At 66.7% G+C, this 16,083-nt stretch carries 17 protein-coding genes and 4 tRNA genes; 12 read left to right on the top strand and 9 right to left on the bottom strand.

The window, feature by feature from the left end:
• Nucleotides 1–87: 87 nt before the first annotated feature.
• From pgi to pcnB, 6 genes are all read right to left on the bottom strand, one after another.
• Nucleotides 88–1,602, bottom strand: coding sequence for a glucose-6-phosphate isomerase (gene pgi, locus ACUDTM_RS00580; protein WP_072168337.1), 1,515 nt, complete (start codon nt 1,600–1,602; stop codon nt 88–90).
• Entirely contained in the window at nt 1,599–1,979 is a 381-nt protein-coding gene (panD, locus tag ACUDTM_RS00575) for an aspartate 1-decarboxylase (RefSeq protein WP_006432456.1), read from the bottom strand. The genes pgi and panD overlap by 4 nt, the downstream gene beginning before the upstream one ends.
• A gap of 161 nt (nt 1,980–2,140) precedes the next feature.
• On the bottom strand, nt 2,141–2,980 hold the full coding sequence (panC, locus tag ACUDTM_RS00570; RefSeq protein ID WP_061480289.1) for a pantoate--beta-alanine ligase: 840 nt from the start codon (nt 2,978–2,980) through the stop codon (nt 2,141–2,143).
• Nucleotides 2,977–3,792 (bottom strand): 3-methyl-2-oxobutanoate hydroxymethyltransferase, encoded by an 816-nt coding sequence (gene panB, locus ACUDTM_RS00565; RefSeq protein ID WP_049439732.1) that lies wholly within the window; start codon nt 3,790–3,792, stop codon nt 2,977–2,979. Before panB ends, panC begins: the two co-directional genes overlap by 4 nt.
• Nucleotides 3,793–3,826: 34 nt before the next feature.
• A complete protein-coding gene (folK, locus tag ACUDTM_RS00560) occupies nt 3,827–4,312 on the bottom strand; it encodes a 2-amino-4-hydroxy-6-hydroxymethyldihydropteridine diphosphokinase (protein WP_072168338.1) in 486 nt (161 codons plus the stop codon).
• A gap of 3 nt (nt 4,313–4,315) precedes the next feature.
• Nucleotides 4,316–5,689 carry a polynucleotide adenylyltransferase PcnB gene (gene pcnB, locus ACUDTM_RS00555; protein WP_049411322.1) on the bottom strand — a complete coding sequence of 458 codons (1,374 nt, stop codon included), beginning with the start codon at nt 5,687–5,689 and terminating at the stop codon, nt 4,316–4,318.
• 52 nt (nt 5,690–5,741) lie between these two features.
• On the opposite strand from pcnB, the gene ACUDTM_RS00550 reads away from it, so the two are divergent.
• Nucleotides 5,742–5,816: transfer RNA gene (locus ACUDTM_RS00550), tRNA-Glu, on the top strand.
• A 350-nt stretch (nt 5,817–6,166) separates the two neighbouring features.
• Here the strand turns inward: ACUDTM_RS00550 and ACUDTM_RS00545 are convergent.
• Entirely contained in the window at nt 6,167–7,591 is a 1,425-nt protein-coding gene (locus tag ACUDTM_RS00545; protein ID WP_445391043.1) for a sugar porter family MFS transporter, read from the bottom strand.
• A 194-nt stretch (nt 7,592–7,785) separates the two neighbouring features.
• On the opposite strand from ACUDTM_RS00545, the gene fdxA reads away from it, so the two are divergent.
• Nucleotides 7,786–8,109 carry a ferredoxin FdxA gene (gene fdxA, locus ACUDTM_RS00540; protein ID WP_005409054.1) on the top strand — a complete coding sequence of 108 codons (324 nt, stop codon included), beginning with the start codon at nt 7,786–7,788 and terminating at the stop codon, nt 8,107–8,109.
• A 198-nt stretch (nt 8,110–8,307) separates the two neighbouring features.
• On the opposite strand, the gene ACUDTM_RS00535 is transcribed toward fdxA, so the two are convergent.
• Nucleotides 8,308–8,823, bottom strand: coding sequence for a hypothetical protein (locus ACUDTM_RS00535; protein ID WP_005416115.1), 516 nt, complete (start codon nt 8,821–8,823; stop codon nt 8,308–8,310).
• 32 nt (nt 8,824–8,855) lie between these two features.
• A complete protein-coding gene (gene dapA, locus ACUDTM_RS00530) occupies nt 8,856–9,749 on the bottom strand; it encodes a 4-hydroxy-tetrahydrodipicolinate synthase (protein WP_061480294.1) in 894 nt (297 codons plus the stop codon).
• 164 nt (nt 9,750–9,913) lie between these two features.
• On the opposite strand from dapA, the gene ACUDTM_RS00525 reads away from it, so the two are divergent.
• From ACUDTM_RS00525 to ACUDTM_RS00480, 10 genes are all read left to right on the top strand, one after another.
• Nucleotides 9,914–10,474: a glycine cleavage system protein R gene (locus tag ACUDTM_RS00525; protein WP_005409051.1), complete on the top strand. Its 561-nt coding sequence runs from the start codon at nt 9,914–9,916 to the stop codon at nt 10,472–10,474.
• A 79-nt stretch (nt 10,475–10,553) separates the two neighbouring features.
• A complete protein-coding gene (locus ACUDTM_RS00520; protein WP_049411307.1) occupies nt 10,554–11,033 on the top strand; it encodes a peroxiredoxin in 480 nt (159 codons plus the stop codon).
• A gap of 84 nt (nt 11,034–11,117) precedes the next feature.
• Nucleotides 11,118–12,518, top strand: coding sequence for a PhoH family protein (locus tag ACUDTM_RS00515; protein ID WP_005409049.1), 1,401 nt, complete (start codon nt 11,118–11,120; stop codon nt 12,516–12,518).
• Nucleotides 12,515–13,021, top strand: a complete 507-nt coding sequence (locus ACUDTM_RS00510; protein ID WP_088496462.1) for a hypothetical protein — start codon at nt 12,515–12,517, stop codon at nt 13,019–13,021. Before ACUDTM_RS00515 ends, ACUDTM_RS00510 begins: the two co-directional genes overlap by 4 nt.
• Before the next feature lie 12 nt (nt 13,022–13,033).
• A complete protein-coding gene (locus ACUDTM_RS00505; protein ID WP_053500054.1) occupies nt 13,034–13,702 on the top strand; it encodes a YoaK family protein in 669 nt (222 codons plus the stop codon).
• Nucleotides 13,703–13,829: 127 nt separating this feature from the next.
• Nucleotides 13,830–14,639, top strand: a complete 810-nt coding sequence (gene thiD / locus ACUDTM_RS00500) for a bifunctional hydroxymethylpyrimidine kinase/phosphomethylpyrimidine kinase (protein WP_353080098.1) — start codon at nt 13,830–13,832, stop codon at nt 14,637–14,639.
• Nucleotides 14,636–15,562, top strand: a complete 927-nt coding sequence (locus ACUDTM_RS00495; RefSeq protein WP_260808651.1) for an alpha/beta hydrolase family protein — start codon at nt 14,636–14,638, stop codon at nt 15,560–15,562. The genes thiD and ACUDTM_RS00495 overlap by 4 nt, the downstream gene beginning before the upstream one ends.
• Nucleotides 15,553–15,629: transfer RNA gene (locus tag ACUDTM_RS00490), tRNA-Arg, on the top strand. The genes ACUDTM_RS00495 and ACUDTM_RS00490 overlap by 10 nt, the downstream gene beginning before the upstream one ends.
• Before the next feature lie 58 nt (nt 15,630–15,687).
• Nucleotides 15,688–15,764: transfer RNA gene (locus ACUDTM_RS00485), tRNA-Arg, on the top strand.
• 32 nt (nt 15,765–15,796) lie between these two features.
• A tRNA-Arg gene (locus tag ACUDTM_RS00480) sits at nt 15,797–15,873 on the top strand.
• Nucleotides 15,874–16,083: the final 210 nt, after the last annotated feature.

Raw genomic sequence — 16,083 nt, 5'->3', positions numbered from 1 at the left:
ACCGGTAGTGCCGGCCGCTGGCCGGCAACCTCATGAACGATTGAAGCATCGCCTGGATGCCGGCCAGCGGCCGGCACTACCCGGGCATCAGCCCTTCAACTGCGCCAGGATCTCGCGGGTCATCGGATCGGCAACCGCCACATCCTCGCCCTGCAGCGCCGGCAGCAGGCCACTGGCCAGCTGCTTGCCCAGCTCGACACCGAACTGGTCGAAGGCGTTGATGTTCCAGATCACCGACTGCACGTATACAGCGTGCTCGTACATGGCGATCAGTGCACCCAGCGCCTGCGGGGTCAACGCGTCGAGCAGGATCAGCGTGCTCGGCCGGCCCCCCGGGTAGTCGCGGTGCGGATCTTCGCTGCCCTGGCCATTGGCCAGCGCTTCGGTCTGCGCCAGCAGGTTGGCCAGCAGGGCCTGGTGATTGATCGTATACGGATCATCGTTGTGCACACAGCCGATGAAGTCGGCCGGAACGATGCTGGTGCCCTGGTGCAGCGCCTGGAAGAAGCTGTGCTGCACGTCGGTCCCTGCCCCGCCCCACCACACCGGCACGGTGTCGACGGTGACCGGCTGGCCGTCGCGCTGCACGCGCTTGCCCAGGCTCTCCATCACCAGCTGCTGCAGGTAAGCCGGCAGCAGCGCCAGGCGCTGGTCGTAGGTCATCACCGCGTGCGTGGCATGGCCCAGCAGGTTACGGTTCCAGATGTCGGTGAGGCCGTGCAGCACCGGCAGGTTGCGCTCCAGCGGTGCATCCAGCGCATGCGCATCCATCTGCGCAGCGCCTTCCAGCAGCTGTTCAAAACGTTCGAAGCCGATTGCCAGCGCGATCGGGAAACCCACCGCCGACCACAGCGAATAACGGCCACCGACCCAGTCCCACATCGGCAGCACGCGATCGGCGGCGATCGCGAAGGCCTTGGCGGCGCGCTCCGGATTGGCGCTGACCGCATACAGGCGCTCGCTGCCACCCAGCCAGTCGTGCAGGATCTGGCCGTTGAGCAGGGTTTCCTGGGTACCGAAGGTCTTGGAGATCAGGATGCCGGCGGTCTTCGCCGGATCCAGCGTGGCCAGCGTGCGCTGCATGGCGGCGCCGTCCACGTTCGACACGAAATGCACGCGCAGGCGCGCACCGCTGACCGGGCGCAGCGCATCGGCGACCAGGCGCGGCCCGAGGTCGGATCCCCCGATGCCGACACTGACCACATCGGTCACGCCGCTGTCTTCCAGCGCGCGCACCAGCACGCCCATGCGCTGGCGGATGCCGCGCGCGGTGGCATAGGCCTCGGCCGCCACCGGCGCATCGACCACGTCGCCACGCAGCGCGGTATGCAGCGCGGCGCGGCCTTCGGTCAGATTGACCTGCTCGCCGCGGAACAGGCGGGTGATGGCGCCGCCGACATCACGCTCGGCAGCCAGCGCCAGCAACGCCTGCAGCGCCGCGGCATCGTACTTCTGACGGGCGAAGTTGACGTACAACGGACCGACCCGCAGCGCCAGGTCCTGCACGCGGCCGGGTTCGGCGGCGAGCAGGCTGGGAATGCTTGCGCCCTTCAGGCGCTGGGCGTGGGAATGCAGCGAGTCGAATCCGTTGTTCGTTGTCATGCGGCCTGGGTCGGGATCGTGTCGTTGGTGTGGGTGATCTGGTTGTTGCCATCAACGTACACCAGCTTCGGCTTGAAGCTGTCAGCTTCCTGCTCGGTCATGCTGGCGAACGCGGCGATGATGATGATGTCACCGACCTGCACGTGGCGCGCGGCGCCACCGTTGAGCGAGACAACGCCGCTGCCGGCTTCGGCGCGGATGGCATAGGTCGAGAAGCGCGCACCGTTGGTCACGTCCCAGATGTGCACCTGTTCGAACTCGCGGATGCCAGTGGCAGCCAGCAGGTTGTCATCGATGGCGATCGAGCCTTCGTAGTTCAGCTCGGAATGGGTGACGGTGGCGCGGTGGATCTTGGTCTTGAGCAGGGACAGGTGCATGGGGGGCGCTGCAACGGCAAAGGAAAGAGCGGATTCTAGCACCCGCACAGCGCCGGGCATTACGGCCGGCAACCTGTTCAGGTAGGCGGTGAAACCGGGGTCGGATCCCTTTTCCCTGGGAAAGGGATCTGACCCCATGCATCGCGCGGCACCGCCGGAACTCAGAACTCCAGGTTGTCGATCAGCCGGGTGGTACCCAGCCGTGCGGCGATCAGCGCCACCCGGCCGCCGCCGTCGAAGGTCGGCTCGGCCAGCTCCGGAGTGCGCAGCACCGCGTAGTCAACCTGGAAACCGGCCGCCTGCAATGCGGCAGTGGCCTCGGCCTCGATGCGTTCACGTGCCTGCCCGGCCACGTAGCCTTCGCGCATGCCCAGCAGGGTCCGGTGGATGGTGGTCGCGACCGGACGCTGTTCAGCGCTCAGGTACTGGTTGCGCGAGCTCTTGGCCAGGCCATCCTCGTCGCGCACGATCTCGGCGCCGACGATCTGGACCGGGAACGACAGCTCGGCCACCATCTGCTTGATCACGGCCAACTGCTGGTAGTCCTTGCGACCGAACACGGCCACGTCCGGCTGCACCTGCAGGAACAGGCGTGCCACCACCGTGCAGACGCCATCGAAGTGCCCCGGACGGCTGGCACCTTCCAGCACTTCACTCACGCCCGGCGCGTGCATGCGCGTGGTCTTGTCCACGCCCAGCGGGTACATCGCCTCGACGCTGGGCAGCCACACCGCATCACAGCCAGCCTGCTCCAGCCCGGCCACGTCGGCCTCGGGCGTGCGCGGGTAGCGGCTGAAGTCCTCGTTCGGCCCGAACTGGGTCGGGTTGACGAAGATGCTCGCCACCACCTTGTCGGCGTACTGGCGGGCCAGCGCCACCAGCGAATGGTGGCCCCCATGCAGGTTGCCCATGGTCGGCACCAGCGCCACGCGCAGGCCCTCGCGCTTCCACTGGGCGATCTGCCCGCGCAGCGCGCCGAGCTCGTTGAAGGTCTGGATCATTGGGCGTACGCGTGCTGTTCGTCGGGGAAGCTGCCGTCGCGCACGGCGTCGGCAAATGCGCGGGTGGCACCGGCCACCGAGCCGCCTTCGGCAAGGAAATCCTTGACGAACTTGGGACGGCGATGGCCACTGTCCAGGCCGAGGAAATCGTGCAGCACCAGCACCTGGCCATCGCACTGCGGGCCAGCACCTATACCGATGGTCGGCACATCCACCGCAGCGGTCACTTCGGCGGCGACGGGGGTCGGCACGCATTCAAGCACCATGATGCTGGCGCCTGCGGCGGCCACGGCCTTGGCATCCTCCACCAGCTGGCGCGCAGCATCGCCGCGGCCCTGGATCTTGAAGCCGCCCAGGCGCAGCACCGATTGCGGGGTCAGGCCCAGGTGCGCGCAGACCGGAATCTCGCGCTCGACCAGGTAGCGGATGATGTCGACCTTGAAGCCGGCACCTTCGATCTTGACCATCTCGGCACCGGCCTGCAGCAGCTGCAGCGAGGCATCCAGCGCGCGTTCCGGGGTGGCATCGGCGCCGAACGGCAGGTCGGCCACCAGCAGCGCACGCTGCAGCACGCGGGCCACGGCGCGGGTGTGGTAGACCATGTCGGCCACGGTCACCGGCAGGGTCGAATCATGACCCTGCACGACCATGCCCAGCGAATCGCCGATCAGGATCAGATCGACGCCGTTGGCATCGAAGGTGCGGGCGAAGCCGGCGTCGTAGGCGGTCAACATGACCAGCTTCTGGCCATTGCGCTTGGCCTCGGCCAGGGCGGGAACGGTCCAGGGCTTGCTGTCTGCGTGGGTGCTCATGTGCTGATAACCGGGGGAGATAACCCGGTCATTATCACCCTATCGGCGCAATCCCGCAGGCATCCACCCGCACCACTGCATCCCGCACGCTGCCATGACCGGGAATGGCCAGATCAGGCGCGATTTCGGCCAGCGGCACCAACACGAAGGCGCGCTCGTGCAGGTAGGGATGGGGTACCTGCAGACCGGGCTGATCGAGGACCTGCGTGCCATACAGCAGCAGGTCCAGGTCCAGCGCGCGCGGCCCCCAGTGCACCGCCGGATCGCGCACGCGGCCAAAGCCCCGCTCCAGCGCCAGCATGGCATGCAGCAACTCATCGGCCGCCAAGGTGGTTTCGACCGCAGCCACGGCATTGACGAACGGCGGCTGGTCTTCATTGCCCCAGGCCGGGGTTGCATAGAGCCGCGAGGCCTGTCGCAGGCGCGTTCCCGGCAGGCCGTCCAGCGCGGCAATCGCCGCGCCCACGGTCGCGGCCGCGTCGCCAAGGTTGGCGCCGAGGCCGATCCAGGCGAGGGTCATCGCTTACTCGCCCGCCGCAGCAGCACCGGGACGTCGACGGCGACGGCGGCGCTTGCGCGGTGCCCCGCTCTCGTCATCGCCGTCTTCACTGTGCATCGCATCCAGCGACGACTCCAGCTCGCGACCGGACTGCGCCTGTGCTTCGCGCCAGAACTCGACATCCACTGCATGCTCGGACGAAGCGACCTGGCGCAGGCTGAGGAAATCGAACGCGGCGCGAAAGCGCGGGTGGGTCAGGGTACGGAACACGCGCTTGCGCTGGCGCGAGCTGAAGCGCGACTGCAGCAGCCAGATCTCCTGCATCGGCAGCGAGAAGCGGCGCGGCAGCGCGATGGTGCTGAGCTGCTGCACGGTGACCCGGTCGGCGGCGCGGCGCTGCGCCTCTTCCGGTGCCACCCCCTGCTTGAGCAGGGTCGCCTGTGCGCGGCAGAACGCCGGCCACAGCAGCAACGCGAACAGGAACGCCGGCGAGACCGGCTCGTCGTTGGCCACGCGGGCATCGGTGTTGGCCAGGCCTTCGACCAGCATGCGGCGCAGTGCGCCGGTGCGGTTGGACTTCAGCGCCTTGGCGCTCTCCGGGAACAGCACGTCGAGCAGGCCGTAACGCTCAAGGCCTTCGAAGCTGGCCACGCCGTGCCCGGACAGGAACAGCTTGAGCACTTCCTCGAACAGGCGCGCCGGCGCGGCTTCATTGAGCAGGCCGGCCAGGTGCGGGATGGGCGCAGCGGTCCCCTCTTCGATCTGGAAGCCGAGCTTGGCCGCCAGGCGCACCGCACGCAGCATGCGCACCGGGTCTTCCCGATAACGCTGCTCGGGATCGCCGATCAGCTTCATCAGGCGCGCCTGGACGTCTTCGAAGCCGCCGGTGTAGTCGCGCACCGAGAAGTCCTCGATGGCGTAGTACAGGGCGTTGCAGGTGAAGTCTCGGCGGACCGCGTCGTCTTCGATGGTGCCGTACACGTTGTCGCGCACGAGCATGCCGTTTTCCATCTCGCGGTCGCCGCTGCCGTCATCGCTGTTGGCACGGAAGGTGGCGACTTCGATGATTTCGCGGCCGAACACTACGTGGGCGAGGCGGAACCGACGACCGATCAGGCGGCAGTTGCGGAACAGCTGCTTGACCTGTTCGGGCGTGGCATCGGTGGCCACGTCGAAATCCTTGGGTTGGCCATTGACCAGCAGGTCGCGCACCGCGCCGCCGACAAGGTAGGCGCCGAAGCCGGCATCGCGCAGGCGATAAAGCACGCGCAGGGCGTTCGGGCTGATGTCCTTGCGGGAGATCGTGTGCTGGTCGCGCGGGATGACGCGCAGGCTGAACGGTGATGTAGCAGGGGAAATGATGTTGGCGCTTCCGGTTGAAGTTTCGGGATTGCCCAATGGCATCGAGGTGCATATACTAGCGCTCCTGCCTCGGCAGCGACACAGTTACGCTCCCTTCGTCTAGTGGTTAGGACGTGGCCCTCTCAAGGCTAAAACAGGGGTTCGAGTCCCCTAGGGAGCGCCAGTCGCCGCAGCAGGAACCGAAAAAGCCCGCCTTGTGCGGGCTTTTCTGTTTTCCGGGGTTGCAGTGATTGCGGTCGGATTGGCCGCTTGTGCGCCTCTCTGTTCCTGCGTGGGAGGGGGCGGGCCACCCTGGCCTGGACACGCAAAAGCCCATCCATGGTGCTCGATGGCGCCATCCATGGCGCCAACGGTCCAGGCCAGAGTGGCCCGCCCCCTCCTGACAGTTTCCCGCGAAGGCGGCACGAACAGCCTCGCTCATCCGCAGCCAATTCAATCCCGACGTGCTGTCTTGGATCGGCTGGCCTGCCGCCTCCGCATGAAGAAAGCAGGCGCTGAAACACAGGCCGGCCGTCAGCCTTCCATCTGCTCCAGCTCCTTGCCCTTGGTCTCGCGCACGTAGCGGACCACGAAGACGATCGAGAGGATCGCCGCGACGGCGTAGATGCCATAGGCGCCGGCCAGGCCGATGCCGGCCAGCAGCATCGGGAACGTCACGGTGATCGCGAAGTTCGAGGTCCATTGCGCCGCACCCGCCACCGCCAGCGCCGGGCCGCGGATCTGGTTGGGGAACATCTCGCCCAGCATCACCCACATCACCGGGCCCCAGGACATGTTGAAGAACACCACGTAGACGTTGGCTGCCACCAGCGCCAGCCGCCCCATGCCATCGGACAGCTGCAGGCGCCCATCGACAAGGCTGCCGCTGGCAAACGCCACCACCATCAGCACCAGCGCCACCGACATGCCGACCGAACCGATCCACAGCAGCGGCCTGCGCCCGATGCGGTCGATCAGCAGTACCGTCAGCAGGCAGGCACCGATGCTCAGCGCGCCGGACAACACGTTGATCAGCAGCGCGTCGCTTTCCGAGAAACCCACCGCCTGCCACAGCACCGCGCCGTAGTAGAACACCACGTTGATGCCGACCAGCTGCTGGAAGATGGCCAGGCCGATACCCACCCAGAGAATTGGGCGCAGCTTGCCGGTGGCCTTGTTGCGCAGGTCGCCGAAGCGCGGCTTGTGCTGGTCCTGGGCAAGGCTGGCTTCGATCTCGGCCTGCTTGGCGGTGGCCGCGGCCTCGCCGTACAGCCGCGCCAGCACCGCCCTCGCCTGCCCCTGCCGCCCCTTCAACACCAGGAAGCGCGGGCTTTCCGGGATCACCAGCAACAACAGCAGGAACAGCCCCGAGGGCAGCGCCTGCATCCAGAACATCCAGCGCCAGGCCTCATGGCCCAGCCACAGGGGCGCGGTCGAGGCGCCGGCGGCACGCGCCAGCAGGTAATTGCTGAGGAAGGCCGCAAACAAACCGCAGATGATCGCCATCTGCTGCACCGTGGCCAGCCGGCCGCGGTAACGCGCCGAGGCGACTTCGGCGATGTAGGCCGGTGACATCACGCTGGCCGCGCCCACCGCGAAACCGCCCAGCACGCGGGCGGCGATGAACAGCCAGGACGCGTGGGCCGCGCCGGCACCGAGCGCCGAGACAAGGAACATCAGCGCTGACACGATCAGGACACCGCGGCGCCCCAGGCGATCACCCAGCCACCCGGCCAGGAAGGCGCCGATCGCGCAGCCCAGCAGCATCGAGGCGACTTCGAAACCGAGCGCCGCCTCACTGGAGTTGAAGGCCTGGCGGAGGCCATCGACCGTGCCATTGATGACACCACTGTCGAAACCGAACAGGAATCCACCAAGGGTGGCCACGCAGCTGATCAGGACGATGAATGCAGTGTTCTCACCGCCATGCGGCGCGGTGCTGGGCTGGGTTTGGGACATGGACGATCCTGCTGGGAAGGGAGTCCGGCCACGGTGGGCGACCGAGTGCCCCGCAGCGTCGCACAGCCCCCGCCGTGCCGCCAATGACTCCCACGGTCGCGCCTGCCAGACGCCCGTTTTCCGCCCCGCGCCGACACCGGGGGCCAACCTGTTCTAGAATTGGCGGGTTCAGGAATCGATCCACCCCCAAGCCCATGCCCTTTGTCGTCACCGAAAACTGCATCAAGTGCAAACACACCGATTGCGTGGAAGTGTGCCCCGTGGATTGCTTCCACGAAGGCCCGAACTTCCTGGTGATCGACCCGGATGAGTGCATCGACTGCACCCTCTGCGAGCCGGAGTGCCCGGTCAATGCGATCTTCCCGGAGGACGACGTTCCTGCCGGACAGGAAGGCTTCGTTGCCCTCAACGCCGAGCTGGCGAAGGAGTGGCCGGTGCTGACCGTGCGCAAGGACCCGCCCGCCGACGCCGGCGAATGGGATGGCAAGCCGGACAAGCTGAAGCTGCTGGAGCGCTGAGAAGCGCCCACGGCGGTAACGAAAAGGGCGCCCATGGGCGCCCTTTTCTGTTCTTCGGCAGACCCCAACCGTGCGTTCCGGCCGGTGCCAACCGCGCGACCTGGTAGGTGCCAACCTTGGTTGGCACAAAAGCGCCGACCAAGGTCGGCCGCTACCAGAGCGGGTGCGGACCAAGGCCCGCAGCCACCCGACCAGCCCTTACTGGGCGAGCTTCGCCTTCAGCGCGGCGATCAGCTTCACCGGCGCTTCGGCGGTGGCCGGCAGGCCACGCGGGTCAACCGCGGAGATGTAGGCGCCGGCATCGACGGCCACTACGCGGACCAGGAAGTTGCTGCCCTCGTAGGCCACGTCGTACGAACCCAGCAACTGCGCGCGGCTGGCGATGGTCACGCCCTCCACGCCTTCCAGTGCGGTACCGACCTTGGCGAAGGCTTCATCCTTGCCACCGGCAATGGTGAAACCGGTGCTGCCGGCTGCCGGAGCCGCAGCAACCGGCGCCGCCGGCTTGGTGGCCGAGGCCAACGTCGGCACCTTGTTGTCGGTGGTGGCATTGGGCAGGTTCAGGTCCGGCGGCACTTCCAGCGGACGCATTTCCGGGGCCAGGGCGTAGTCGCCCTTGGCGCCGCGCTTGAAGCAGCCGGTGGTGCCGGCAGCGACCGCCACAGCAAGCAGGGCATAGGACAGCACGCGGACGGTGGAAACGGATTGACGCATGTGAATCTCCTGGGTCAGACCAAGACGGAAGGTCAGTGGCTGGAAAGGGCTTCGAGGGCGGCGATGTCGCCGGCAAGATGGTCGGCAGCCGGATGATGCGCTGCCGACAACGGCAGCAGTGGCAGGCGCAGGTCGTGACCGATGCCGATGCGGCGCAGCAGCGCCTTGACCGGGATCGGGTTCGGTTCGACGCCGCAGAAATCATGGAAGGGATGCAGGCGCGCATCCCACGACGCGGTGGCTTCGTGGTCGTGTGCGGCGGCCAGCTCGCACATCCGGCGGTAGGCACCGGGAAGCACGTTGGAACCCACTGAGATCAGGCCGTCGATACCGGCCTGGATCGAACGCGCGGCCGTACCGTCGTCCCCGCTGAGCACGGCGAACTGTGGGCTGCGCAGAGCGAGCAGCGCCTGCACCCGGCCGGTGTCGCCCACCGCCTCCTTGATGCCGACGATGTTGGGGTGGCTGGCCAGCTCGGCCACAGTCTCAGGCTGCATGTCGCAACCGGTACGGCCGGGCACGTTGTACAGCACGACCGGCAGCCCGCCCTGGTCGGCCACCGCACGGTAGTGCGCGATCAGGCCGGCCTGGGTGGGGCGCACGTACGGCGGCGTGACCACCAGCGCGTGGCTGGCGCCGAGGGCGGCGGCACGACGGGTCTGTTCGATGGTCTTGGCAGTGCCCGAAAGGCCGGTACCGGCCATGACCGGAATGCGACCGCCGATGCGCTCGACCGCGCTGGCCAGCAGCAGGTCGTACTCGGCGTCGGTGAGGGTTGCCGCTTCGCCGGTAGAGCCGGCTACGACAACGCCATGGACGCCACCTTCCAGTTGCAGGTGCAGCAGGCGCTGCCAACCGTCGGGATCGAGGGCGCCGTCGGCCCGGAACGGGGTCGCCAGCGCGGTGATGAGGCCGGAAAGGGACAAGGACGTGCTGCTCTTGGCTGGGAAGGGAAAACGCCCGCCACGAAAGGCCGGGGGCGACTTGAATGTTACTTGCGGCGCGAAAGCACGGGCAAGTATGCTGGACACCGGTGGATCCCCGCCTCTGGCGGGCATTCAGACTAACGCATGCATTACCCGGAATCGCCTTGACCGACACCACCCCGCGCCCCGCGCCGAGCGAAAACCACCTCCTGATCAACGCCTATACGACGCATCCGGAGTCCCCCCTGCTGTCCGTCACCCGCCGCATCGCCGACAGCGGCTGCAATCTGGTGGATGCACGCCTGGCCACGGTCGGCCGCGATGTCTCGGTCACCGCCCTGGCCACCGGCTCCTGGGACTCGGTGGCCAAGCTTGAGGCGATGCTGACCCGGCTGGAGCGCGAGGAAGGCCTGAAGCTGGTCTGGTACCGCACCGCCGCCAAGCAGGCGCAGTCCAACCTGCTGCCGTACATCGTCGAAGTGATCGCCGCCGACAAGCCGGGCATCCTGTTCCAGCTGGCCGACTTCTTCGACCGCCAGGGCATCACCATCGAGAACCTGCAGAGCACGCGCTACCGCGCCATGCAGACCGGCGCGGAAATGTTCAGCGCACAGGTCACCATCGGCGTGCCGGCCAACATGCACATCGCCGCGCTGCGCGACGATTTCCTCGAGTTCTGCGATCACCTGAACCTGGACGCGATCATGGATCCGATGAAGTTCTGATTCTTCGCGCGTCTCTCACGGGCGCGTGGCGTTTCATGTAGCTGTAATGGCAAGAACCCAGGCTCGACAGAAGGACCTCATGAACAACGGCGACACCCTGGACAGCACCACCCTCTCCCTGCCACTGGCCCTGTCCGGCGGCGACCAGGCCACCCTCGGCGACTATGCCGGCCAATGGCTGGTGCTGTACTTCTATCCCAAGGACAGCACCCCGGGCTGCACCACCGAAGGCATCGACTTCAACGCCCTGCTGCCGAAGTTCAGGAAAGCCGGCGCCGTCGTGCTGGGCGTCTCGCGCGACTCGGTGAAGTCGCACGACAACTTCTGTGCCAAGCAGGGCTTCAATTTCCCGCTGGTCAGCGATGGCGACGAAGCGCTGTGCAGCGCCTTCGACGTGATCAGGATGAAGAACATGTACGGCAAGCAGGTACGTGGCATCGAACGCAGTACCTTCCTGATTTCCCCCGACAGCCGCATCGTGCAGTCCTGGCGCAAGGTCAAGGTTGCCGGCCATGCCGATGCCGTTCTCGCCGAACTGAAGGCCTCCCAGTCCAAGTGAGTCCCACTGCCTACTGTGTCTGCCATCACCCTGCCCCGCAGCAGGCCGTGGTGGTTTTTCCCTGTCCGTAACCAGGAATCGACGATGACCCGAGGCAAGCGCATCTACGTGCTGGATACCAACGTGCTGATGCACGATCCGACCGCGCTGTTCAAATTCGAGGAGCACGACATCTACCTGCCCATGCAGGTGATCGAGGAGCTGGACAACGGCAAGAAGGGCACCTCCGAAGCGAGCCGCAACGCCCGCCAGGTGAGCCGCTTCCTCAACGAGCTGGTGCAGGAATCGGGCCTGGACAACCTGGCCGACGGCATTCCGCTGCAGCGCCCCAACGGCCTGCAGCTGCGCGGCAAGCAGAGCGCCGGCAAGCTGCGCTTCCAGACCAGCCATTTCGACGCGGGCAAGAGCTTTGGCAAGGTCATTCCGGACAATGCCATCCTCGGCGCGATCCTGGCCCTGAAGGAAGAAACCCCCGACCTGCCGGTGGTGTTCGTCTCCAAGGACATCAACCTGCGGATCAAGGCCGCCATCGCCGGCATCGTGTCCGAGGACTACGAGAACGATCGCGCGCTGGACGATTTCAGCCTGCTCTACACCGGCGCTACCGAGCTGCCGGAAGACTTCTGGAAACGCCACGGCGACGACCTGCGCAGCTGGAGCGACAAGGGCCGCTCGCATTACGAAATCCAGGCGCAGGACGGCGAGGAGTGGTATCCGAACCAGTACGTCTACCTGCCGGGCGAGGATGAAGTCGAGCTGCGCGTCAGCCGCGTGGTCGGCGATGGCAAGGTGGTGCTGTCGCTGGTCGATGATTTCCGCCACGGCAGCCACGCCGTGTGGGGCATCAGCGCACGCAACCGCGAGCAGAACTTCGCGCTCAACGCACTGATGGACCCGGAGATCGACTTTGTCACGCTGCTGGGCACCGCCGGCACCGGCAAGACCCTGCTGGCACTGGCCGCCGGCCTGGCGCAGACAATGGACCAGCAGCGCTACCGCGAGATCATCATGACCCGCGCCACGGTCAGCGTCGGCGAAGACATCGGCTTCCTGCCCGGTACCGAGGAAGAGAAGATGACGCCGTGGATGGGCGCGTTGACCGACAACCTGGAAGTGCTCACGCACAACCAGGAAGGCGGCACATGGGGCCGCCAGGCCACCAACGACCTGCTGGCCAGCCGCATCAAGATCCGCTCGATGAACTTCATGCGCGGCCGCACCTTCCTGTCGCGCTACCTGATCCTGGACGAGGCGCAGAACCTCACCCCCAAGCAGATGAAGACGCTGATCACCCGCGCCGGCCCCGGCACCAAGATCGTGTGCCTGGGCAACGTCGAGCAGATCGACACCCCGTACCTGACCGAGACCACCTCGGGCCTGACCTACGCGGTGGACCGCTTCAAGAACTGGCCGCATAGTGCGCACATCACCCTGCGCCGTGGCGAGCGTTCGCGCCTGGCCGATTACGCTTCGGAGGTGTTGTGAACCGCTGCACGCGCCTGTTGTTGCCCACGGCTGCGATCACCCTCGCCGCCGTGCTCGGTGCCTGTACGACCACGCGCGGCCCGGCCAGCGTGCCCACCGCCGAGCGCACCGGCCAGTCCTGGGTGGTCACCCGCCCGATCATCGCCGCGCAGGTGCTCGACACCTGCTCGCGCCCCAGCCCCGGCCGCGAGGCCGGGCGGGTGTCGGGCTACTGGGCGCCCAGCCGGCAGCAGGTCGACCAGCTGGAGGCGAAGCTGTCGTCGCTGGAAGCGCAGGTCCCGAAGGTGCAGGGCTTCGACCGCCAGTACGTCGGCATCGAAAGCGCCGGCAAGCGGCTGATCTACATCAACGCCTTCCACCTGCCTGACGACAGCGGCGTCAATCCGGCCCGCGAAGCGATCCGCGTCTGCGATGGCGGCGCACAGTTCTGGGGCGCCGTGTTCGACCCGGCCAGCAACACCTTCAGCGAGCTGCAGTTCAACGGCGGCTTCGGCGGGCCCTGAGGGGCCTCGCCGATGGGAATACGCCTGCCCACCTGGGTCTGGATCGGCGCGGTCGCACTCTCGTGCGTGGCCGGCATGGTCAACGTGGTCGGCTTCCTCGGGTTCGAGCATCAGGCGGTCAGCCACATGACCGGCAGCACCAGCCAGCTCGGCATGGCATTGGCCCAGGGCGACTGGCGCGCGGTCGGCCACCTGTGGGGCCTGCTGATCGCGTTCTCGCTGGGCGCGATGCTCAGCGGCCTGCTGATCCAGGACAGCACCCTGCAGCTGGGCCGGCGCTACGGCGTGGCACTGGCGCTGGAATCGGCTCTTTTGCTGGTGGCCATTCCGCTGTTTGAAGAGCACCAGATCTGGGGCGCACTGGCCGCCGCCATGGCCTGCGGCCTGCAGAATGCAATGGCTACGACCTTCAGCGGCGCGGTGGTACGCACCACCCATCTCAGCGGCATGTTCACCGATCTCGGCATCGGCCTGGGCCACCTGCTGCGCGGGTTGCCGTTGCAGGTACGACGACTGACCCTCAGCGGCCTGATCATCAGTGGCTTCCTCGCCGGCGGCGTGATCGGCGCCTGGCTGTTCGCGCGCTGGCAGTACGACGCCCTGCTTGCTCCCGCCCTGCTCACCGGCCTGACCGGCCTGGGCTATGTGGTGTACCAGCAGTGGGCGCGTTGGCGGCATTGAGGGCCGCGCTGCGGGGGCCAGATCCCTTTTCCTGCTGAAAAGGGATCTGACCCCGCCTGACGGATCAAAGGCATCCACGCATGGCGTGGATCTACCCTCCCCTGCGGGACCACGGCACAATCGCCTGATGAGCCCGACCACTCCCGTATCCGCCCTCACCATCGCCGGCTCCGACTCCGGCGGTGGCGCAGGCATCCAGGCCGACCTGAAGGCCTTTGCAGCACATCGCGTGCACGGACTCTCCTCGATCGCCGCACTGACCGCACAGAACACCCGTGGCGTCATCGCTGTGCACGTGCCGCCGATCGATTTCCTGCGTGCACAACTGGATGCCTGCTTCGATGACTTCGACGTCCATGCGGTGAAGCTCGGCATGCTGGCCAACACCGAGGTGATCAATGCCGTCGCCGATGCGTTGGAGCGCCATCACCCGCCACACGTGGTGCTGGACCCAGTGATGGTCGCCACCAGCGGCGCGCGCCTGCTGGAAGACAACGCTCTGCAGGCAATGCGTGAGCGGCTGATCCCGCTGGCCACGCTGATCACCCCGAACACGCCGGAAGCAGAGCTGCTGGCCGGACGGAAGATCGGCAACGGCGATGACGCCGAACAGGTGGCCTCCGCCCTGCTCGACCTGGGTGCCGGTGCGGTGCTGCTGAAAGGTGGCCACCTGCAGGAAGGCAACCGCGTAATCGACCGCTACTTCGACGGCGTGAGCAGCGAAGAATTCATCCACGCCCGCCTGCCGCTGGATGCACACGGCACTGGCTGCACGCTGGCCTCGGCCATCGCCGCGCAGCTGTGCAACGGCCTGAGCCTGGCCAACGCCTGCGAAGCCGGCATCGACTACGTTGCGCGCGGCCTGCAGCAGGGCTATGCCCCCGGCCGCAGCGAGGTACGGGTGCTCGACCACTTCGGCGCGGCACCGCACGCATGAACCTGACGCCGGCCCTCCTTCCAGTGCAGTGCAGCGACGGGCATCGCTACGAAGTGGTGGCCTGCATGCCCGCACAGCCCATCGCCCGCTTGTTGTGGCTGCCAGCGCTGGGTGTGGCCGCGCGCCACTACCTGCCGCTGGCACAGGCGCTGGCAGCGAAGGGCGTGGCGGTCTACCTGCATGAGTGGCGCGGCAACGGCAGCAGCTCGCTACGCCCGTCGCGCGCGCAGGACTGGGGCTACCGCGAGGTACTCGAGCAGGATCTGCCGGCCAGCCAAGCGGTCATGGCGGCCGCAGACGAGGAAGCAGGCCCCCTGCCCTGGATCATCGGTGGCCACAGCCTGGGCGGGCAGCTGGCCTGCGTGCATGCCGGCCGCAACCCTCTGCACTTCCATCACTTGTGGTTGGCGGCCAGCGGCTCACCGTTCTGGCGTGGATTCCCGCCACCGCGCGGCTGGCTGCTGCCACTGGTCTACCGCTTCCTGCCGTGGATCGCGCAGCGCCAGGGCGTGCTGCATGGCCGTCGCCTCGGCTTCGGTGGCACCGAAGCACGCGGACTGATCGCCGACTGGGCACGCGTCGGGCTGAACAACCACTACGCTGCCGCGGGCATGGGTGAAGACCTCGACGCACAGATGGCGCGCGTGCACGGCAGCGCACAGGCCGTACTGATGGAACACGACTGGTTGGCTCCGACCGGATCGATGCAGGCGTTGCTCGCAAAGCTGCCGAATGTGGACGCGAAGCTGCGCGTGCTGTCCGCGCAGGAACTGGGCACGCGCGCCGATCATTTCGCCTGGCTGAAGGCACCGGATGCCGTGGCGGACAGCTTTTTCATTCAGTTGGATGAAAATTTTCACAAAACTGTTGACGGTGTGCGCCGACATCCGCATAATTCCGCTCCTGTCGCAGGGCGCCCGTAGCTCAGTTGGATAGAGTACCTGGCTACGAACCAGGCGGTCGGGAGTTCGAATCTCTCCGGGCGCACCACTCGACAGGTTTTCAGCATCCGCCGCTGGAAATGTTTTAAAATTTGATTGTGTACCGCGCGCCCGTAGCTCAGTTGGATAGAGTACCTGGCTACGAACCAGGCGGTCGGGAGTTCGAATCTCTCCGGGCGCACCATACACAGTCGGCACAACAAGTTTATGTAATTGGCGCCCGTAGCTCAGTTGGATAGAGTACCTGGCTACGAACCAGGCGGTCGGGAGTTCGAATCTCTCCGGGCGCACCATTACACCGAAACAGCAGGCCTCGGCCTGCTGTTTTTTTATGTGTGTTTTTCGGCAGGGCTGCGCCCTGCACCTGCAGAAGCTACGGCCGGAGCAACAGCAACAGCTGGCATTCCGAGGGATGGCGGGGCGGCATGGGCAGGCAGGACACGCCGTAAACCCATCCATGGGGGCTCGATGGCGGCATCCATGCCGCCAACGGTCCTGCCTGC

Source organism: Stenotrophomonas maltophilia group sp. vghtpe118, assembly GCF_052605195.1.
This window is presented reverse-complemented; position numbering and strand designations above follow the sequence as displayed.